Here is a 19735-nt window from a genome sequence, read left to right as displayed (position 1 = left end):
AGGTCGGCATCCTCTCCCCGCTGTGAGAGGATTGCCGTATAACGAGTGACATTCGCGTGTTTGGCAATAAAGGACCCACAATAAAAGCTGATGAAGACTCCAAAACGCATTGAACCCCTGATCGAGGACGGTCTGGTCGACGAGGTGCTGCGCCCACTCATGAGTGGTAAAGAGGCAGCGGTTTATGTGGTGCGCTGTGGCAACGAGCTACGTTGCGCCAAAGTCTACAAGGAGGCGAATAAACGAAGTTTTCGTCAGGCGGCCGAGTATCAGGAAGGCCGCAAGGTGCGTAACAGCCGGCAGGCCCGCGCCATGGCCAAGGGCTCCAAGTTCGGTCGCAAGGAGACCGAGGACGCTTGGCAGAACGCGGAAGTGGCGGCGTTGTTCCGTCTGGCCAGCGCTGGCGTACGGGTGCCCAAGCCGTTCGACTTCCTGGAAGGCGTGCTGCTGATGGAGTTGGTGGCGGACGAGTACGGCGATGCCGCACCGCGCCTCAACGATGTGGTGCTGGAGCCGGATCAGGCGCGCGAGTATCACGCGTTCCTGATTTCCCAGATTGTGCTGATGTTGTGTACCGGTCTGGTGCACGGTGACCTGTCGGAGTTCAACGTGCTGTTGACGCCACAGGGCCCGGTGATCATCGACCTGCCCCAGGCGGTGGATGCGGCGGGCAACAACCACGCCTTCAGCATGCTGGAGCGGGACGTCGGCAACATGGCCTCGTACTTCGGGCGTTTCGCTCCGGAGCTGCGGGACACCCGTTATGCCAAGGAAATGTGGGCGTTGTTCGAAGCCGGCACCTTGCATCCGGGCAGCATTCTGACGGGTGAGTTCGACGATCCGGAAGAACTGGCGGATGTCGGCAGCGTGATGCGCGAGATCGAAGCGGCACGTTTCGAGGAGGAGCGCCGGCAGGCAATCCGCGCGGCGGATGACAAACCGCCGAGCAAGGCTGAAGAGCCGCCTCCGCCTTGGATGCAGCAGTGATCGCTTGAATGAAGAATCCGGCCTCGGCCGGATTTTTTAATGGCAGCAACCGCCCGATGCCAGGTCCTTGAGGATCGGGCAATCGGGCCGCTGGTCGCCGTGGCAGTGCTCCACCAGGTCCTGCAAGGTGTCGCGCAGGCTGGCCAGTTCCTCGATCTTGCGGCTCAATTCCTCGATATGCTGGCGGGCCAGGGCCTTGACGTCGGCACTGGCGCGCTGGCGGTCCTGCCAGAGGGTCAGCAGCTTGCCGACTTCCTCCAGGGAGAAACCCAGGTCCCGGGAACGTTTGATAAAGGCCAGGGTGTGCAAGTCCTGCGCACTGTACACACGGTAGCCGCTGTCCGTGCGGTTGGCGGCCTTGAGCAGGCCGATGGACTCGTAATAACGGATCATCTTCGCGCTCAGGCCGCTCTGGCGGGCTGCTTGGCCGATATTCATGACAACTCCTTCAGTCGAGGTCTTTGGGTTTCCAGGTCTTGAGCAGCAAGGCATTGCTTACTACGCTGACGCTGGACAAGGCCATGGCCGCACCGGCCAGTACCGGATTGAGCAGGCCGAAGGCGGCCAGGGGAATGCCGATCAGGTTATAGACGAAGGCCCAGAACAGATTCTGGCGGATCTTCCCATAGGTCTTGCGGCTGATTTCCAGAGCCGCTGGCACCAGCCGCGGATCGCCGCGCATCAGGGTGATGCCCGCCGCGTGCATGGCGACATCGGTGCCGCCACCCATGGCAATGCCGATATCGGCGGCGGCCAGTGCCGGGGCGTCGTTGATGCCGTCGCCGACCATTGCCACCACACCGTTGCGTTTCAACTCGGCGACGATGGCGGCTTTGTCCGCCGGCAGCACCTGGGCGTGAACATCGTCGATACCCAGGGCCTCGGCGACCACCCTGGCGCTGCCACGGTTGTCGCCGGTCAGCAGGTGGCAGCTGATCTGCCGGGCCTTGAGCTGTGCGATGGCTTGCAGGGCGCCGTGCTTGAGGGTGTCACCGAAGGCGAACAGGCCGAGCACCCGTGGTTGCGGGCTTTGCTCGATCAACCAGGACAAGGTCCGACCTTCTGCTTCCCAGGCGCTCGCGGACTCGGCCAATGCGCCTGCGTTCAGGCCGCTTTCATCCAGCAGACGCTGATTGCCCAGGGCCAGGGCGCGTTCGTCGAGGCGACCGGCAATGCCGCGCCCACTCAGCGCGCGGCTGTCACTGACATCCGCCAGGACCAGGCCGCGTTCCGCGCAGGCGTCCAGCACCGCCTTGGCCAGGGGATGTTCGCTGCCGCGCTGGAGGGCGCCGGCCAGTTGCAACGCGTTGTCGTCGTCACCGGCCGTGGTGATCAGGTGGGCGATGCGCGGTGCGCCGGAAGTCAGGGTGCCGGTCTTGTCGAAGACCACGGCGCTGACTTCATGGGCGCGCTCCAGGGCCTCGGCGTCCTTGATCAGAATGCCATGGCGCGCGGCCACGCCGGTGCCGGCCATGATCGCCGTCGGAGTCGCCAGGCCCAGGGCGCAGGGGCAGGCAATCACCAGCACCGCCACCGCATTGATCAGCGCGGTCTCCAGCGGCGCGCCGTGCAGCCACCAGCCGATCAGCGTCGCCAGGGCCAGCAACAGAACGGTCGGGACAAACACCTGGCTGACCTTGTCCACCAGTTTCTGGATCGGCGCCTTGCCGGCCTGGGCGTCTTCCACCAGGCGGATGATCCGCGCCAGTACGGTCTCGGCACCCAGCGCCCGGGTTTTCACCAGCAACCGCCCTTCGCCGTTGATGGCCCCGCCAGTGACCGGGTCGCCGGGCTGCTTGGGCACCGGCAGGCTTTCGCCGCTGATCAGGGCTTCATCGGCGTGGCTGCGGCCCTCGACCACTTCGCCGTCCACCGGAAAGCGTTCGCCGGGTTTGACCAGTACCAGGTCATCGAGACGCAGGGCACTGATGGCCACGTCCTGCTCGCGGCCGTCGATCACCTGGATCGCCCGCTCCGGACGCAAGGCTTCCAGGGCGCGGATGGCGCTGGCGGTCTGGCGCTTGGCGCGGCTTTCCAGGTATTTGCCGAGCAGCACCAGGGCGATCACCACCGCCGAGGCTTCGAAGTACAGATGGGGCATGCTGCCGGGCGCGGCGTTGGCCCACTGATACAGGCTCAGGCCATAACCGGCGCTGGTGCCGAGGGCGACCAGCAGGTCCATATTGCCGGCCCCGGCCTTGACGGCTTTCCAGGCGGCGACATAGAAGCGCGCGCCGAAGATGAACTGTACCGGCGTGGCCAGGGCCCATTGCAGCCAGGCCGGAAGCATCCAGTGGTAACCCAGCGGTTGGGCCAGCATCGGCACCACCAGCGGCAGGGCCAGGGCGATCGCCAGCAGCAGGGACAGGCGTTCGCGGTGCAGGCGTCGTTGCTGGTCCTGGGCGACGACGGCCTCGCTTTGCCGCAGGCTGGCGCGGTAGCCGGCGCCGGTGACCGCGGCGATCAGCACGCTGGAGTCGACTTGGCCCAGCAGATCCAGATGGGCCCGTTCGCTGGCCAGGTTGACACTCACGTTCTGCACGCCGGACACCTTGCTCAAGGCCCGCTCGACCCGGCCGGCGCAGGAAGCGCAGGTCATACCGCCGATCTCCAGTTCCAGGCTGTGGGTGGGCACGCTGTAACCGGCCTGCTCGACGGCGCGCAGCAGCGCCGGCAGGCTATCAGCGGGGGCCTGGACGCGGGCCTGTTCAGTGGCGAGGTTGACGCTGACGGCACTGGCGCCGGCGACCTTGCTCAGGGCGCGTTCGACACGGCCGGCGCAACTGGCGCAGGTCATGCCGGCGATCGGCAGGTCGAAGAGGGTGGAGGCGAGCATGGGCAATACTCCTGGAGAAGTTGCCCCAAGGATCAACCTTGCCCCCTTGGCAAGGTCAAGCCCTTATTGATAACCCAGCGGTGCCTGTTTCAGGCGCAGGCCTTCCGGGCCGCCGACGATGGAGAACTTGCGCACATCGCCGCCGTTGAGCTTGATCACCTGCTCGGGGGTGGTCAGCATGCCGGCTTCGCAGCCTGGGGTCTGTCCGGGCAGGAATTTCAAGCGGATCGAGACATTGCCTGGTGGCAGGTTGAAGGAGCTGGACTGCTCCTGGAAGAGACGGCCGGACAGTTGATCCTGCAGATAGATGCCGATCTCGCAGGAAGTGGAGACTTCCAGGCGCTCGCGCGAAATGATCAGGACGGCATAGTTCTCTCCGGCCGCACTGGCGAAAGGGCTCGCACCGAAAATGCTGAGAAGGCCGAACAGGCTGAATGCTGACCAGCGCATGGCTGAATCTCCTACGGTTTGATCGTCGATGCCGAAGCTTGGCGCAGGCTTGCGTTAAATGCCAGCCCGGCAGTGTCATCAGGAACTTGACCTTGCCACGGTGGCAAGCTTGAGACTGCCCATATTCCCCCATGAAAGGAGCTGTGTCATGCAAGTCTTCAATGTCCAGGGTATGTCCTGCGGTCACTGTGTACGGGCCATTACCCAGGCGGTCCAGGCCCGCGATCCGGCGGCCGAGGTGCGGGTCGACCTGGCGACGAAGGAAGTCGGTGTCAGCAGCCGGCTGTCGGCGGAGGAAGTGCTCAGCGCCATCAGCGAAGAAGGTTATGAGGCGAAGCTGGCCGGTTGACGCGGATTCGGTTTTTTTAATAGTTAGCGACCTATCAGATTGTTCTAGGCCTCCTCGCGCCGCTAGACTAGCGACCCGCGCCGATCTTCCCTGGACACCTGATGAACCTGCGAACCATCCTGATTCTTGGCGCCCTGAGCGCCTTCGCGCCCCTGGCCATCGACTTCTACCTGCCGGGCTTTCCGGCGATGGCCACTGCCTTCGGGACCGATGAAAAACATATCCAGCTGACCCTGGCGGTGTATTTCCTCGGCCTTTCCATCGGCCAGTTGGCCTACGGGCCAGTAGCCGATCGTTTCGGTCGGCGGGTGCCATTGCTGGTGGGGGTGGCGCTGTTCACCGTCGCGTCCCTGGCCTGTTCCTTTGCCCCGAGCCTGGACTGGTTGATTGCCGCGCGTTTCGTCCAGGCCCTGGGCGGCTGCGCCGGGATGGTGATTTCCCGGGCGGTGGTCAGCGACAAATGCGACGCGGTGGGTTCGGCCAAGGTCTTCTCACAGCTGATGCTGGTGGTGGGACTGGCACCGATCCTGGCGCCGATGCTCGGCGGCGTGCTGGTCAACCTCTATGGCTGGCATTCGATTTTTGTCGCCCTGACGATCTTCAGTGCCCTGGCGGCCATCGCCGTGATTCTCGGCCTGCCCGAGAGCCTGCCGGCCAATCAGCCACGTCCGCCGTTGTCGGGGGCGCTGCGCCAATACGGCCGCTTGCTGGGCGACCGCCTGTTCCTCGGGCACGCCCTGACCGGCGGCATCGCGATTGCCGGGATGTTTGCCTATATCGCCGGTTCGCCGTTCGTGTTCATCAAGCTTTATGGCGTACCGGCCGAGCACTACGGCTGGTTGTTCGGCACCAACGCCGCGGGCTTCATCCTGACCGCGCAGGTCAATGCGCGCCTGCTGGCCAAGCGTGGCCCGGCCTTTCTGCTGGTGCGCGCGGTGTGGGTCTACCTGGTGGCCGGCCTGACGCTGCTGGCGATCAGCAGCCTGCACCCGCAACAGCTGTGGCCGTTGCTGGTGCCGCTGTTCATCTGTATTTCCAGCCTGGGCTGTATTTTGCCCAATGCTTCGGCCTGTGCCATGAACGGCCAGGGCGCGCGCGCCGGCAGCGCATCGGCAACCCTGGGTTGCCTGCAGTTCGGCGTGGCGGCCGCCGCCGCCTCATTGGTCGGCGTGTTGCACGATGGCAGCGCCGTGCCGATGGCCCTGGTCATCAGCTTGTGCGGTGTACTGGTGGTCGCGCTAGCGATGTCGACTCGCCGCGTACATAACGCGCGAGTCATCCAGGGCTAGGTTCCCGACACGGGATTAGCCGACGGCGCGTTGCCGGTGTTCGGGGAAAACGTGGGGGGCCTGCAGCCTGATTTGCAGGGTGGTGACAAAGGCACGGGCTTCAGCTTCGCTACGGAAGGTCACCACGTGCTGGTCCAGGCGGACCTGCCATTGATTGCCGTGGGGCCTGGTCAGTTCTTTAAGCAGTATATTCATTGCGCACTTCCTCCTGTTGGTAACGGCTCATTCTCTGTTGCTTGAAAATGACTGCGATAAAACCAAAACAGCAGTGAGGGTACGAGTGTAGCGCTGATTTCCTGCTTTTAGATGACCAGGCTCAATCATCTGACTGGTGGTTGCTCAGAACCCTTCCAGCACGATCTTGCCCTTGGCCTTGCCGCTTTCCAGAAACCCATGGGCACGGCGCAGGTTGGCGGCATTGATCTGGCCGAAGTGCTCGCCCACCGTGGTTTTCAACACACCGGCATCGATCAGTTCGGCGACGCGGTTGAGCAGGTTGTGCTGTTCGATCATGTCGTCGGTCTCGAACATCGAACGGGTGTACATGAACTCCCAGTGCAACGACAGGCTCTTGCGCTTGAGCTTGCTGATATCGAGGCTTTTCGGGTCGTCGATCAGCGCCAGCTTGCCCTGGGGCTTGAGGGCTTCGACCAGCTGGTCGAGGTGGCTGTCGGTCTGGGTCAGGCTGGCGACGTGGGTCACGTGCACCTGGCCATGGGCCTTGAGTTCTTCGCTCAGCGGCAGGCTGTGATCGATCACCAGGTCGGCGCCCAACGCCGTGACCCAATCCTTGGTTTCGGCCCGTGAAGCGGTGCCGATGACTTTCAGGCCGGTCAACTGGCTGGCGAGCTGGGTCAGGATCGAACCGACACCCCCGGCCGCGCCGACGATCAGCAGGCTCTGGCCCTGATCGGCTTTGTTCTCGGCGATCTGCAGGCGCTCGAACAGCAGCTCCCAGGCGGTGATGGCGGTCAGCGGCAAGGCGGCGGCTTCGGCAAAACCCAGGCTTTTCGGCTTGTGCCCGACAATGCGCTCGTCCACTACGTGCAGCTCGCTGTTGCCGCCGGGACGGGTCAGGGAGCCGGCATAGAAGACCGGGTCGCCAACCTTGAACAGGCTGACGTCGTTGCCCACCGCCTTGACCACACCGGCCACATCCCAACCGAGCACCTTGGCTTCGCCGTTTTCAGGCGGCATGAATTGACGGACCTTGGTGTCCACCGGATTGACGGAGATCGCCCTGACCTCCACCAGCAGGTCACGGGGACCGGCGACCGGGGCGGGCAGTTCGATGTCTTGCAAGGACAACGGGTCGTTGACGGGCAGGGACGCGTAGAAGGCAATGGCTTTCATGGGAAAACTCCAGAGGGCAGTGATTTCGATGGGGTCATGATTGGCTATTTCACTTGAAGATAAAACCGGCTAAAACAGCAGGCTCTTTCAATATTTTTTTGATAATGCCGAGGCCACCATGTTGCGTTTCGATGACTTGCAGTTGTTTGTCCGTGCTGCCGACCTGGGCAGCCTGTCGGCGGCGGCGCGGGTCATGGACATGTCGGCGGCGGTGGCCAGCGCGGCCTTGAAGCGGATCGAGCAGCAACTGGGCGCGCGCCTGCTGGCGCGCTCGACCCGCAGCCTGAGGCTGACCGCCGAAGGCGAGGGCTTCCTTGAATATGCCCGGGGGGCGTTGAGCCAACTCGATGAAGGCCGCCGTCTGCTGGCTCGCGGCCAGGACCAGGTCAGCGGCGTCTTGCAGTTGTCGGCGCCCTCGGACTTCGGGCGCAACCTGCTGCTGCCCTGGCTGGACGAGTTCCAGCGCGAGCACCCGCAATTGACCGTGCGCCTGCTGCTGGGCGACCGTATCGCCGATCTGTTCCGCCAGCCGGTGGACATTGCCTTGCGTTATGGCGAGCCGGAGGACTCCAGCCTGGTGGCGCTGCCCGTGGCGCCGGACAACCGCCGGGTGCTGTGCGCGGCACCCAGCTATCTGGCGCGGCACGGTGAACCCCGCACCTTGGCGCAACTGGCGCAGCACAACTGCCTGCTCTACATGTTGAGCAGTCGGGTGCATGACCATTGGAGTTTTCACGACGGCAAGCGCGACGTCGGCCTGACCGTCAGTGGCGATCGCTTCAGCGACGATGCCGATGTGGTGCGGCGCTGGGCCGTGGCCGGGGTCGGTATCGCCTACAAATCCTGGCTGGATGTGTCGGCCGATGTCCTCGCGGGACGCTTGCAGGTGCTGTTGCCGGAGTTGCGCTGTGAGCGTGCTCCGCTGAATTTGTTGTGCGCCCATCGCGCTCAATTGAGTAAGCCGGTGAATCTGCTGCGCGAGATGTTGAGCCGGCGGTGCGCGCAGCTGGGGCGACTGGCGCCGGTTTCCCGGTCATGAGACACGCGGATCCCGAAGAGGTTCTGTTACAACCCGTTCAGGAATAAAGGTCGGCTCCGCGCACATTGTGGTTTAGGCTGAAGACATTGGATCCAATATCCTTTCGGCGAATGAAGAATTTTGTTTCATTCGCCACCGTTGATTGCCGAACGACGAAAAAATCGCCCCTTTTTTGGCATTTTCGCGTCTTGGCTTGGGCGGGATTACTCCTCAGTATGCCCCGTGTGCGTTCGATCAATGTTTCAACAGGGAGTGAAGACATGGAATATGCACCTTGCGTCAGTCAGATTGCCACGTTGCTTGCAGACCCCAAGCGCAGTGCAATGATGTGGGCGTTGTTGGATGGCAGCGCCCGGGCTGCCGATGAGTTGGCCCTGTGCACGGGCCTGTCGCTGTCCTCGGCCAGCGCCCATCTGGCGCGCCTGAGTTCAGGCGGCCTGGTCCGTATCGAGGAGCGCGGGCGCAAGCGCTTCTTCCGCCTCGCCGCCCCGGAAGTCGGCGCGGCGGTGCAGGCCCTGGCCAGTGCTTCATTGGCCAGTGCACCGCTGGCGATGGCCCATGCGGTCAAGACCATGGCCCCCGATGCCGACGCCTTGCGGCATGCCCGGGTGTGCCACGATCACCTGGGCGGTGAGTTGGCTTGCGAGCTGTACCAGCGCCTGCTGGGGGCGGGCTGGGTCGAACAGCAGGAACTACGGCTGCGGGTCACCAGCAAGGGCGCGGCGCGCCTGGCCGAGCGCGGCCTGTACATCCAGGCGTTGGCCCATGGGCAGCGCGAGATCGCCTGTGTCTGCCACGACCTGCAACGTCGCCCGCATCTGGGTGGCGCGCTGGGCGCCGGGCTGCTGCAACTGTTCCTGCAATCCGGTTGGCTGGCCTTGCGGGAAGACTCCCGGGCCTTGCAGGTGTCCGCGCTCGGGCAGCGGCAGATCGACAAGCTGGCCAGTGAAATCGAGCTCGAATTGGCCGGCTGAGCCCCGGTAGCCTGCCGCACGGATGCGGCGGGCGTCGCGCAAGACTGCAAACAGGTCGTATCCAGAAACAAGCCCTCCTGACGATACCGCACACTCGATCGAAGATTCGAATCGAGGGATATCCCATGGAAGTTCAAGGCTACAGCGCGGCGGAACGACTGGAGCGCTTGCCCATCAGCGGTTATCACCGGCTGATTTTCATCATCATCGCCCTGGCGTTTTTCTTCGACTCCATGGACCTGGCGATGATGACTTTCCTGCTCGGCTCGATCAAAGCCGAATTCGCCCTCAGTAGCGCCCAGGCCGGTCTGCTGGCCAGTTCGAGTTTCTTCGGCATGGTGGTCGGGGCTTCGTTGTCGGGGATGCTCGCCGATCGTTTCGGGCGCAAACCGGTCTTCCAGTGGAGCATCGTGCTCTGGGGCGTGGCCAGCTACCTGTGTTCCACCGCGCAGACAGTCGAGACACTGACGCTGTTTCGCATCCTGCTGGGGTTCGGCATGGGCATGGAGTTTCCGATTGCCCAGTCGATGCTTTCGGAACTGATTCCGGCCAAGCGCCGCGGGCGTTATATCGCGCTGATGGACGGCTTCTGGCCCCTTGGTTTTGTCGCGGCGGGGGTGCTGTCGTATTTCCTCCTGCCGCTGGTGGGCTGGCGGGACATCTTCCTGGTGCTGGCGATACCGGCGGTGTTTGTCCTGGCGATCCGCTTTTTTATTCCCGAGTCGCCGCGTTGGCTGGAACAGGCCGGGCATCATGGGGCGGCGGACAAGGTGCTGGGGGATATCGAGGCGCGGGTGCAGGCCTCGCTCAAGCGCACCTCGCTGCCGATTCCGCTGCGTCTGCCCCGTGGCGTGGACCGCGCGCCGAGCTTCTTTTCGGCCTTTCAACAATTGTGGTCGCCGCTGTACCGCCAGCGCACGATGATGATCTGGAGCGTCTGGTTCTTTGCCTTGCTCGGTTTCTACGGCCTGACCTCCTGGCTCAGCGCCTTGCTGCAGCAGTCGGGGTTCGCGGTAACGCAGTCGGTGTATTACACGGTGCTGATTTCCCTGGGCGGGATTCCGGGGTTCCTGATGGCGGCCTGGCTGGTAGAGCGCTGGGGGCGTAAGCCGGTGTGTATCGTGACCTTGCTCGGTGGCGGGGTCATGGCGTTTTTCTACGGGCAGAGCGCGGTGTTCGGCGGCAATGTCGGCTTGCTGGTGGGCTCGGGGTTGTTGATGCAGTTCTTCCTGTTCGGTATGTGGGCGGTGTTGTACACCTACACGCCGGAGTTGTACCCGACGTCGGCGCGGGCCACGGGTTCCGGTTTTGCTTCGGCGGTGGGGCGGATTGGCTCGTTGCTCGGGCCGCTGGTGACCGGGTTGGTGTTCCCGGTGACGGGGCAGGGTGGGGTGTTTGCCCTGGGGGCGTTGTGCTTCGCGATTGCGGCGGCGCTGGTCTGGCGCTTCGGCATGGAAACCAAGGGCAAGGCGCTGGAGGAGTTGAGCGAGGTGGTATAAGCGCAGTGGCGTCGAGCGCAAACAGGGAGTACGACATAACTTTGTAGGAGCAGGCGGTCCGGCGTCCCGGCTTGCCCGCGAAGCTTTTGGCGATCTTGCGGCCCCCTTCGCAGGCAAGCCTTGCTCCTACAGTTCGGTGTTGTTGCTCAGACCGGGTTTATCAAGGCTTGACCAACCGTGCATCCAGGCTGTTCTGCGCCAGGCGTTGGGCCTGTTCCTTGGTCATGCCCAGGTCGGTGTACAGGGCGTGGAAGTTCTCGGTCACATAACCGCCGAAGTAGGCCGGGTCATCGGAGTTCACCGTGACCTTCACGCCGCGTTCGAGCATGTCGAGGATGTTGTGCTGCGACATATGGTCGAACACGCAGAGCTTGGTGTTCGACAACGGGCAGACAGTCAGCGGGATCTGCTCATCGATGATCCGCTGCATCAGCCGCTCGTCTTCGATGGCTCGTACGCCATGGTCGATACGCTGGATCTTCAGCAGGTCGAGGGCTTCCCAGATGTACTCCGGCGGACCTTCCTCGCCGGCGTGGGCGACGGTCAGGAAACCTTCGCCACGGGCACGATCGAAGACCCGCTGGAACTTGCTCGGCGGGTGGCCCATTTCCGAACTGTCGAGGCCGACCGCGACAAACGCATCGCGAAACGGTAGCGCCTGGTCCAGGGTCTTCTGCGCTTCGTCTTCACTGAGATGACGCAGGAAGCTGAGGATCAGGCCGCTGCTGATGCCCAGTTGCTGTTCGCCGTCCTTGAGGGCCGCTGCAATGCCATTGAGCACCACTTCGAAGGGGATGCCCCGGTCGGTGTGGGTCTGCGGATCGAAGAAGGGTTCGGTGTGGATCACGTTCTGCGCCTTGCAGCGCAACAGGTAGGCCCAGGTCAGGTCGTAGAAGTCCTGGGAGGTGCGCAGCACGTCGGCGCCCTGGTAGTAGAGGTCGAGGAATTCCTGCAGGTTGTTGAAGGCATAGGCCTTGCGCAAGGTGTCCACATCGTTCCACGGCAGGGCGATCTTGTTGCGTTCGGCCAGGGCAAACAGCAGCTCCGGCTCCAGCGAGCCTTCCAGGTGCAGGTGCAGTTCCGCCTTGGGCAGGGCATTGAGCCAGTCGTACATGGTCTTTTTTCTCATCAGGTGCAGTGGGTGGACATTCTACAGATGTCTGTCGAAACACTGGCTAAATCCGCTGCAGGAGCAGCCCGTCGGCGCTCCTGCAGGGTTGTTGCCTACCAGGGAATGGTCTCGCCCTTGTAGTTGATGAAGTGATGCCCGCCCCGGCCGGAATAGGCATTGACCTGATCGATCAGGCCGCGAACGCTGGTGGCCACGTCGATATCCGCGTCTTCGCCGCCCATGTCGGTTTTCACCCAGCCCGGGTGCATCGACAGGACGGTGAAGGTCGGCGCTTCGATTTCGCTGAGGAAGGTGCTGGCCATGGAATTCAGTGCGGCCTTGCTCGCCTTGTAGAAGGCCAGGTTCGGTGCGTCGGGGGTGGTCACGCTGCCCAGGCCCGAACTCATGAAGGCGACTACGCCATTGCCCGGGCGGATCTGCCCGACGAAGCGCTGGGCCAGGGCCACGGGGGCGACGGCATTGGTCATGAACAACTGGCCGATCTCGCTCAGCGAGGCATTGCCCGGTCGTTGATCGTCAGGCCCCTTGACGCCGGCATTGACGAACAGCAGGTCGAAGACCTGGCCTTCCAGACGTTGCGCCAGCGCGACCACCGCCGCGTGATCGTCCATGTCCAGGGCTTCGATACGGACCGGTCCGACGGCCTTCAGGGCATCGGCCTTGTGGACATCGCGCACGGTGGCGGTCACGTCCCAGCCGTCGGCCAGCAGTTGTTTGGCCAGCCCGAGTCCAAGGCCTCGGGAAGCACCGATGATCAATGCATTCTTACTGCTCATGAGCAAACTCCTTGTCAGATGAAAGTCCGGTTCTCAGAGGACAACTTTGCTGCAGGCGATGCTGCAGTTCCAAACGCAACTCACCCAGGTCGGCGAGGCGTGCTTCGATCAGCGTGAGCTTGTCTTGCAGCAGTTGCGTGATGGCACTGTCGGCATCCGGCGCATGCCACACGCCGGCGACGCTGCTGCCGATTTCTCCCAGGCTGAAACCCAGGCGCTGGGCGGTCTTGATGTACTGCACCAGTTGCACCATCTCGGGAGGATAGTCGCGATAACCGTTGGCGCTACGTTGGGCCACGATCAAGCCGCGCTGCTCGTAGAAACGCAGGGTGTCGCAACTGACGGTACAGGCCCGGGCCAGTTCACCGATACGCATGCTGTCTGTTCTCTGGAAAGGCTTGACCTTGGAGCATACTCCAGGCTTTAGCCTCTGTGTTCCTTGAATCGCTATGGAGATGCCTTATGTGGAGCACAGCGCAGTACCGTCGACTGGTCCGGGCCAGCGGTTGGTATGACTTGATCGTGACGGCGGCCTTTGTCACCCCCTGGAGTTTTCTTGCCTTGCATGCTGCCCTGCTGGCGCTGGCCGCCGCGCTGAACCTGCCGGGAAGCTTTCCGCCGTTTGCGCCTGTGCACCTGCTGATGGCGAACTTGTTGGGCTCGATCGTCTGCGTCTGGGCGGTATTGCGTATCCGCGATCCGCAACAGACATTCGGCCGCTATGACGCGGCGGGCCGGATGCTGTTCGCGACCTGGCAGGCCTACGCCCTGAGCCAGGGGGCGAGCATGATCATTGCCGTGTTCCTGTTCTTTGAACTGGCCTGGGGGATCGCGCAGTTGTTGCCGGTGCGCGGAGCGTCCGATGAAGCCATATTGGTCAGTGCGGGCTGATCAAAAAACGATCAATTTCGCGCAGGCGTGGCTGGATCGGCTACCCGGCCACCCTTGCACGGCTTATCCACAGGTTGCTCCACAGTATCTGTGCGCAAGCTTGCAGCATGGGTATAAAGGCTATCGGGCTATTTTCAAAACGCGATAAACCCGGGTAACTCGCTGTTTACTGGACGATTTTGCGCCGTTGGCGGGTGATTGGACAAAAACTGATCAGCGGCCGCAAAGCCACGTTGCAGAAGGGTTACAGCGGGATGTGCTCAGGTTATCCACAGTCGGGTGCACAGTGACTGTGGGCAACCGGCGGGGCTGTGAACAGAGGCCGGTTACGCCTCTCGCTGCAGGAGAATGCGGCCGCGGCTGAGATCGGCCAATTGCCGTTGCAGGGTATCGATCTGCGCTGCGCCCACCGCCAACTGGAGTTCCACGCCATTGGCGGTGAACTGCTCTTCCAGGATCAGGCCGCCGAGTTCGGCCACCCGTAGCTTGACCAGCGCCAGTTCGCTGAAGCCGCAGGCGCAGCTCAGCGCGACCCGGCTGATCAGCGGCAGTCGTTCGGCATTTTGCAGGCACTTGTTGGCGCCGCCGCCATAGGCACGGGCCAGGCCGCCGGTGCCCAGTTGGATGCCACCGTACCAGCGAATGACCAGTACCGCGACCTGGTCGCAGTCCTGGGCCTCGATGGCCGCCAGGATCGGCCGGCCCGCGGTACCGCCGGGTTCGCCGTCGTCACTGCTGCGGTACTGGTCGGCGAGCTTCCAGGCCCAGCAGTTGTGGGTGGCATCCAGGTCGCTGTGTTGCTCGATAAAGGCCTGGGCTTCGGCGACGCTGGTGATCGGGGCGGCGAGGGTGATAAAGCGGCTTTTGCGAATTTCCTCGCGGTATTCGCAAAGGCCGGCAAGGGTAAAAGGCATACGGGATTCGGCTTCAGTTCAAGAGGATCAGAGCGGCGGCGTCAGGCCGCAGCCCTTGAGGATAATGCGGATCAGATTGTTGCCGGCGTCTTCCATGTCCTGCTTGGTCAGCCGCGGGCGGCCGGTGACGCGACAGATCTGGGTGGCGAAGTCGGCGTAATGCTGGGTGCTGCCCCAGAGCAGGAAGATCAGGTGCACCGGATCGACCGGATCCATCTTGCCCGCATCGATCCAGGCCTGGAACACATTCGCCCGGCCCTGGAACCAGGCGCGGTAGTCCTGGTTGAAGTGCTCGGTCAGGCATTCGCCGCCGCTGATGATTTCCATGGCGAAGATCCGCGAGGCCTGTGGCTGGCGCCGGGAAAACTCCATCTTGGCGCGGATGTAGCGGGCCAGCGCCTGCGCCGGATCGTCATCGACACTGAGGTGGTTGAAGGTGTCGTCCCACTGTTCGAGGATATTGCTCAATACCGCGATATATAGGCCCAGCTTGTGGGTGAAGTAATAGTGCAGGTTGGCCTTGGGCAGTCCGGCGTTCTGGGCGATGGTGTTCATGCTGGTGCCTTTGAAGCCATGGCGGGCGAACTCGTCTTCGGCGGCCTTGATTATCGCTTCCTGGTTTTTCTGGCGAATTCGGCTGGCGGGCTTTCCGGCGTGGGCAGGGGCTTCAACGGTCATAGGCAGTTCCGAACGGGTCTGTGGGTGCAACCCGTGCACAGATAGCGTACCCAGGGGGTTGAGACAAGTCCTGTCATCATATAAAGCCTGGATCCGGGCCGATTCTGTCGCTTTCGGGGCAACTATTCGCGGCAGTGGCTTGGGCACGATATTTTGCTGGCGCCGGCTTGTTGGCGAAGAGGCCCGCAAGCCAGTTCAAGATTGCGCAAGGCTGTGGATATCTCAGCGGGTTGCCGCCAGGCTTTCCAGGAAACTTTCCAGCACCAGGTGTGGGCGCCGCCCTTTACGTGTCACCGAAGCCAGGCTCAGGTCATAGAAACGGCTGCCGGCCTTGAGGGCGCGCAACCGACCTTGCTGGACCCAGAGATTGGCATAGTGATCAGGCAGGTAGCCGATATAGCGCCCGGTCAGGATCAGGAACGCCATGCCTTCGCGGTCCGAAGCACTCGCGGTGCAATTGAGCGCCTGGTAATGCGCCTGGATCTCGGCCGGCAGACGGAAGGTCGGAGCGATGGCGTCCTGGGCATTGAGCCGTTCATCGTCCAGTTGCTTGTCGTCCACATAAAACAGCGGATGTCCCACCGCGCAGTAGAGCAGCGAACGTTCGCTGTACAGCGGTTGATACTCCAGGCCCGACAAGGCGCTGGCTTGGGGCACCACTCCGACATGCAGGCGGCCGTCGAGCACGCCTTGTTCCACTTCGTTGGGGGCGATCATGCGAATCTGGATCTGCACATCCGGCCCGCGTTCCTTCAATTGGGCCAGTGCATGGGTGATGCGCATATGGGGCAGGGTGACCAGGTTGTCGGTCAGGCCGATGGTCAGCTCTCCACGCAGGTGCTGGTGCAGGCCGTTGACTTCGGTGCGAAAACTTTCCAGTGCGCCCAATAGCTGCAACGCCGAGTGATAGACCTCGCGACCTTCCTCGGTCAGTGAGAAACCGGCCCGTCCACGTTGGCACAGGCGTAGCCCGAGACGTTGCTCCAGATCGCTCATCTGCTGGCTGATGGCCGAGCGGCCGATACCGAGCACGCTTTCCGCGGCGGAAAAACCGCCGCACTCCACCACGCTGCGAAAGATACGCAGCAAGCGGATATCAAAGTCGCTGACTTGCGCCAGGGGATCGGGGCGGCGGCTGCTCATGGCTGGGTCATATTGTTTAGTAGCCTGCTGACTGAACATTAGAAAAGTTGGATTTCACCGACTTTATCGCCATGGCAATTTAGCTGCAAGAACGCTTTCAACTCCTGCGCCGCTTATTGCCCTGTGAGGTTTCGCCCATGAACATGCCTGAACACGCTCCCGGCTCCCTGGCCAGCCAGCTCAAACTCGATGCCCACTGGATGCCCTACACGGCCAATCGCAACTTCCAGCGCGATCCGCGCCTGATCGTTGCCGCCGAAGGCAGCTGGCTGATCGATGACAAGGGCCGCCGGGTCTACGACTCGCTGTCAGGCCTGTGGACCTGCGGTGCCGGGCACACCCGCAAGGAAATCCAGGAAGCGGTGGCCAAGCAACTGGGGACCCTCGACTACTCGCCGGGCTTTCAATACGGTCACCCGCTGTCGTTCCAACTGGCGGAGAAAATCACCGCGCTGACGCCGGGCAACCTGAACCATGTGTTCTTCACCGACTCCGGCTCCGAGTGCGCCGATACCGCGGTGAAGATGGTGCGTGCCTACTGGCGTCTGAAAGGCCAGGCGACCAAGACCAAGATGATCGGTCGGGCCCGTGGTTATCACGGGGTGAACATCGCCGGTACCAGCCTGGGCGGTGTCAACGGCAACCGTAAACTGTTTGGCCAGGCGATGATGGATGTCGACCATCTGCCCCACACCCTGCTGGCGAGCAATGCCTTCTCCCGTGGCATGCCGGAGCAGGGCGGTATCGCCCTGGCCGATGAGCTGCTCAAGCTGATCGAACTGCATGATGCGTCCAATATCGCCGCAGTGTTCGTCGAGCCCATGGCCGGTTCCGCCGGTGTACTGGTACCGCCACAGGGCTACCTCAAGCGCCTGCGGGAAATCTGCGACCAGCACAATATCCTGCTGGTGTTCGACGAAGTGATCACCGGCTTCGGGCGTACCGGCGCGATGTTCGGCGCCGACAGCTTCGGCGTGACCCCGGACCTGATGTGCATCGCCAAGCAAGTCACCAACGGCGCCATTCCTATGGGCGCGGTGATTGCCAGCAGCGAGATCTACCAGACCTTCATGAATCAGCCGACCCCCGAGTACGCCGTGGAGTTCCCCCACGGCTACACCTACTCGGCACACCCGGTGGCGTGCGCCGCAGGCCTGGCGGCACTCGACCTGCTGCAAAAGGAAAACCTGGTACAGAGCGTGGCCGAAGTCGCGCCGCACTTTGAAAATGCCTTGCACGGTTTGAAAGGCAGCAAGAACGTGATCGACATTCGTAACTACGGCCTGGCCGGGGCGATCCAGATCGCTGGCCGTGACGGCGACGCCATCGTGCGTCCGTTCGAAGCCGGCATGGCCTTGTGGAAAGCCGGTTTCTACGTGCGCTTTGGTGGCGACACCCTGCAGTTCGGCCCAACGTTCAACAGCAAGCCGCAGGACCTGGACCGTCTGTTCGATGCGGTCGGCGAAGTGCTGAACAAGCTGGACTGATCCTTCTATATAGAAGACCAACACTATTTCCTGACAGGAGCGAGGCGACTCGCTTCTGTACGCCCATGTTCTGGAGCCCCGCAATGAGCGCAATTCAACATTTGATCGACGGCCAACTGGTCAGCGATTCCGGTCGCACGGCCGCCGTATACAACCCGTCCACCGGCCAGGTTATCCATCAGGTGCCGTTGGCGGATCGCGAGACCATTCAGCAGGCCATCGATTCGGCCAAGGCGGCTTTTCCGGCCTGGCGCAATACACCACCGGCCAAGCGTGCCCAGGTGATGTTCCGCTTCAAGCAACTGCTGGAGCAGAACGAGGCGCGTATCGCCCAACTGATCAGCGAAGAACACGGCAAGACCCTGGAAGACGCCGCCGGTGAATTGAAGCGTGGTATCGAGAACGTCGAGTACGCCTGCGCCGCGCCGGAAGTACTGAAGGGTGAATACAGCCGTAACGTCGGTCCGAACATCGACGCCTGGTCCGATTTCCAGCCGCTGGGCGTGGTGGCGGGGATCACGCCATTCAACTTCCCGGCGATGGTGCCCCTGTGGATGTATCCGTTGGCGATCGTTTGCGGTAACTGCTTTATCCTCAAGCCGTCCGAGCGTGATCCGAGCTCGACCTTGCTGATCGCCCAGCTGTTGCAGGAAGCCGGTTTGCCCAAGGGTGTGCTGAACGTGGTGCATGGTGACAAGACCGCGGTGGACGCGTTGATCGAGGCGCCTGAGGTCAAGGCCTTGAGCTTTGTCGGCTCGACTCCGATTGCCGAGTACATCTATGCCGAAGGCACCAAGCGCGGCAAACGTGTCCAGGCGCTGGGCGGGGCGAAGAATCATGCGGTATTGATGCCGGATGCCGATCTGGACAACGCGGTCAGTGCCTTGATGGGCGCGGCCTATGGTTCCTGCGGTGAGCGTTGCATGGCGATCTCCGTGGCTGTTTGCGTGGGCGACCAGGTGGCGGACGCGCTGGTGGCCAAGCTGGTGCCACAGATCAAGGCGCTGAAGATCGGTGCGGGTACTTCGTGTGGTCTGGATATGGGGCCATTGGTCACCGGTCAGCACCGCGACAAGGTCAGTGGCTATATTGCCGATGGCGTGGCGTCGGGCGCGCAGTTGGTGGTCGACGGTCGTGGCTTGAGCGTCAAGGATCATGAAGAGGGCTTCTTCCTCGGTGGTTGTCTGTTCGATCGCGTGACGCCTGAGATGCGCATCTATAAGGAAGAGATCTTCGGGCCGGTGCTGTGCATCGTCCGGGTGAACAGCCTGGAAGCGGCCATGCAACTGATCAACGATCACGAATACGGTAACGGCACCTGCATCTTTACCCGTGACGGTGAAGCGGCGCGTTTGTTCTGCGACGAGATCGAAGTGGGCATGGTCGGGGTCAATGTGCCGTTGCCGGTGCCGGTGGCTTATCACAGCTTTGGTGGTTGGAAGCGTTCGTTGTTCGGCGACCTGCATGCCTATGGTCCGGATGGCGTGCGTTTCTATACTCGGCGCAAGGCGATCACCCAGCGCTGGCCGCTACGTGCCAGCCATGAGGCGTCGCAGTTCGCCTTCCCGAGCCTGTAAGCGTCGATGGGTGAATGAGGTCCTTATAGGTGTCGCCTATGCGGGCCCCTTCGCGGGCAAGCTCCGCTCCCACGGGATCGAGTCACACCGCGAACTATCGGTCAGGCCTGAAGACTGTGGGAGCGGAGCTTGCCCGCGAAGGCGTCAGTACAGACACCGCAAAACCCGGGACGCGCACTGTTTTTGACCTTTATGACAGAAAAGTGAAAATAAGCGTTGACGGGAAAATCTGTGGCTCTATAATTCGCCCCACTTCCGGCGCAGTCGAAACGGAAAAGCCTTTTAGATTCAATGAGTTACAAAGGTTTTGAGGGTTTTGGCAGGCGGGTCGCTTCAGTTCATCGAAGTGTGGAAGTAGCTG

General features: G+C 62.5%; 20 protein-coding genes. 9 read left to right on the top strand and 11 right to left on the bottom strand.

Translation table 11 applies throughout. The annotated features are described in order from the left end of the window. Positions 1-90 precede the first annotated feature (90 nt). Positions 91-987 carry a PA4780 family RIO1-like protein kinase gene (locus tag M5C56_RS28420; protein ID WP_100944321.1) on the top strand — a complete coding sequence of 299 codons (897 nt, stop codon included), beginning with the start codon at positions 91-93 and terminating at the stop codon, positions 985-987. A gap of 36 nt (positions 988-1023) precedes the next feature. Here the strand turns inward: M5C56_RS28420 and cueR are convergent, their stop codons facing one another. From cueR to M5C56_RS28405, 3 genes are all read right to left on the bottom strand, one after another. Next, positions 1024-1425, bottom strand: a complete 402-nt coding sequence (cueR, locus tag M5C56_RS28415; RefSeq protein WP_103496999.1) for a Cu(I)-responsive transcriptional regulator — start codon at positions 1423-1425, stop codon at positions 1024-1026. A 10-nt stretch (positions 1426-1435) separates the two neighbouring features. Beyond that, a complete protein-coding gene (locus M5C56_RS28410; RefSeq protein ID WP_103496998.1) occupies positions 1436-3823 on the bottom strand; it encodes a heavy metal translocating P-type ATPase in 2388 nt (795 codons plus the stop codon). Between the two features lie 63 nt (positions 3824-3886). Then, positions 3887-4273, bottom strand: a complete 387-nt coding sequence (locus tag M5C56_RS28405; protein WP_103496997.1) for a hypothetical protein — start codon at positions 4271-4273, stop codon at positions 3887-3889. A 148-nt stretch (positions 4274-4421) separates the two neighbouring features. Here M5C56_RS28405 and M5C56_RS28400 point away from each other — a divergent pair, with 148 nt between their 5' ends. After that, entirely contained in the window at positions 4422-4622 is a 201-nt protein-coding gene (locus M5C56_RS28400) for a cation transporter (RefSeq protein WP_103496996.1), read from the top strand. 101 nt (positions 4623-4723) lie between these two features. Continuing rightward, complete coding sequence (locus M5C56_RS28395) at positions 4724-5911, top strand: multidrug effflux MFS transporter (RefSeq protein WP_103496995.1); 1188 nt, start codon at positions 4724-4726, stop codon at positions 5909-5911. 15 nt (positions 5912-5926) lie between these two features. On the opposite strand, the gene M5C56_RS28390 is transcribed toward M5C56_RS28395, so the two are convergent. Both M5C56_RS28390 and M5C56_RS28385 read right to left on the bottom strand, forming a co-directional pair. After that, a complete protein-coding gene (locus M5C56_RS28390) occupies positions 5927-6106 on the bottom strand; it encodes a hypothetical protein (RefSeq protein ID WP_103496994.1) in 180 nt (59 codons plus the stop codon). Between the two features lie 144 nt (positions 6107-6250). Further along, positions 6251-7264, bottom strand: coding sequence for a zinc-binding alcohol dehydrogenase family protein (locus M5C56_RS28385; protein WP_103496993.1), 1014 nt, complete (start codon positions 7262-7264; stop codon positions 6251-6253). A 118-nt stretch (positions 7265-7382) separates the two neighbouring features. On the opposite strand from M5C56_RS28385, the gene M5C56_RS28380 reads away from it, so the two are divergent. The 3 genes from M5C56_RS28380 to M5C56_RS28370 all read left to right on the top strand — a co-directional run bounded on the left by M5C56_RS28380 (position 7383) and on the right by M5C56_RS28370 (position 10776). Further along, positions 7383-8303 (top strand): LysR family transcriptional regulator, encoded by a 921-nt coding sequence (locus M5C56_RS28380; RefSeq protein WP_103496992.1) that lies wholly within the window; start codon positions 7383-7385, stop codon positions 8301-8303. A gap of 260 nt (positions 8304-8563) precedes the next feature. Continuing rightward, positions 8564-9277 (top strand): helix-turn-helix transcriptional regulator, encoded by a 714-nt coding sequence (locus M5C56_RS28375; RefSeq protein ID WP_103496991.1) that lies wholly within the window; start codon positions 8564-8566, stop codon positions 9275-9277. Positions 9278-9402: 125 nt separating this feature from the next. Then, positions 9403-10776: an MFS transporter gene (locus M5C56_RS28370; protein ID WP_247263412.1), complete on the top strand. Its 1374-nt coding sequence runs from the start codon at positions 9403-9405 to the stop codon at positions 10774-10776. A gap of 160 nt (positions 10777-10936) precedes the next feature. Here the strand turns inward: M5C56_RS28370 and M5C56_RS28365 are convergent, their stop codons facing one another. The 3 genes from M5C56_RS28365 to M5C56_RS28355 all read right to left on the bottom strand — a co-directional run bounded on the left by M5C56_RS28365 (position 10937) and on the right by M5C56_RS28355 (position 13060). After that, positions 10937-11890: an adenosine deaminase gene (locus M5C56_RS28365; RefSeq protein ID WP_103499827.1), complete on the bottom strand. Its 954-nt coding sequence runs from the start codon at positions 11888-11890 to the stop codon at positions 10937-10939. 110 nt (positions 11891-12000) lie between these two features. Next, positions 12001-12684 (bottom strand): SDR family oxidoreductase, encoded by a 684-nt coding sequence (locus M5C56_RS28360; protein WP_103499826.1) that lies wholly within the window; start codon positions 12682-12684, stop codon positions 12001-12003. Beyond that, entirely contained in the window at positions 12674-13060 is a 387-nt protein-coding gene (locus M5C56_RS28355; protein ID WP_103499825.1) for a MerR family transcriptional regulator, read from the bottom strand. Before M5C56_RS28355 ends, M5C56_RS28360 begins: the two co-directional genes overlap by 11 nt. Positions 13061-13146: 86 nt before the next feature. On the opposite strand from M5C56_RS28355, the gene M5C56_RS28350 reads away from it, so the two are divergent. Next, positions 13147-13575, top strand: a complete 429-nt coding sequence (locus M5C56_RS28350; RefSeq protein WP_103499824.1) for a hypothetical protein — start codon at positions 13147-13149, stop codon at positions 13573-13575. A 326-nt stretch (positions 13576-13901) separates the two neighbouring features. On the opposite strand, the gene M5C56_RS28345 is transcribed toward M5C56_RS28350, so the two are convergent. The 3 genes from M5C56_RS28345 to M5C56_RS28335 form a co-directional block, all read right to left on the bottom strand. Then, positions 13902-14489, bottom strand: a complete 588-nt coding sequence (locus M5C56_RS28345; RefSeq protein ID WP_103499823.1) for a YigZ family protein — start codon at positions 14487-14489, stop codon at positions 13902-13904. Between the two features lie 27 nt (positions 14490-14516). Next, positions 14517-15167 (bottom strand): TetR/AcrR family transcriptional regulator, encoded by a 651-nt coding sequence (locus M5C56_RS28340; RefSeq protein WP_103499822.1) that lies wholly within the window; start codon positions 15165-15167, stop codon positions 14517-14519. Between the two features lie 222 nt (positions 15168-15389). Next, positions 15390-16310, bottom strand: a complete 921-nt coding sequence (locus tag M5C56_RS28335) for a LysR family transcriptional regulator (RefSeq protein WP_100944338.1) — start codon at positions 16308-16310, stop codon at positions 15390-15392. Positions 16311-16447: 137 nt separating this feature from the next. On the opposite strand from M5C56_RS28335, the gene M5C56_RS28330 reads away from it, so the two are divergent. Beyond that, positions 16448-17797 (top strand): aspartate aminotransferase family protein, encoded by a 1350-nt coding sequence (locus tag M5C56_RS28330; protein ID WP_100944339.1) that lies wholly within the window; start codon positions 16448-16450, stop codon positions 17795-17797. A gap of 83 nt (positions 17798-17880) precedes the next feature. Then, positions 17881-19374, top strand: coding sequence for a CoA-acylating methylmalonate-semialdehyde dehydrogenase (locus M5C56_RS28325; protein WP_103499821.1), 1494 nt, complete (start codon positions 17881-17883; stop codon positions 19372-19374). The last annotated feature ends 361 nt before the right edge of the window (positions 19375-19735 follow it).

This window comes from Pseudomonas sp. MWU13-2862, assembly GCF_023242495.1.
Lineage (GTDB): Bacteria > Pseudomonadota > Gammaproteobacteria > Pseudomonadales > Pseudomonadaceae > Aquipseudomonas > Aquipseudomonas gingeri_D.
Note: the sequence above shows the minus strand (reverse complement) of the source record. Positions and strands in the feature narration are given on the sequence as shown.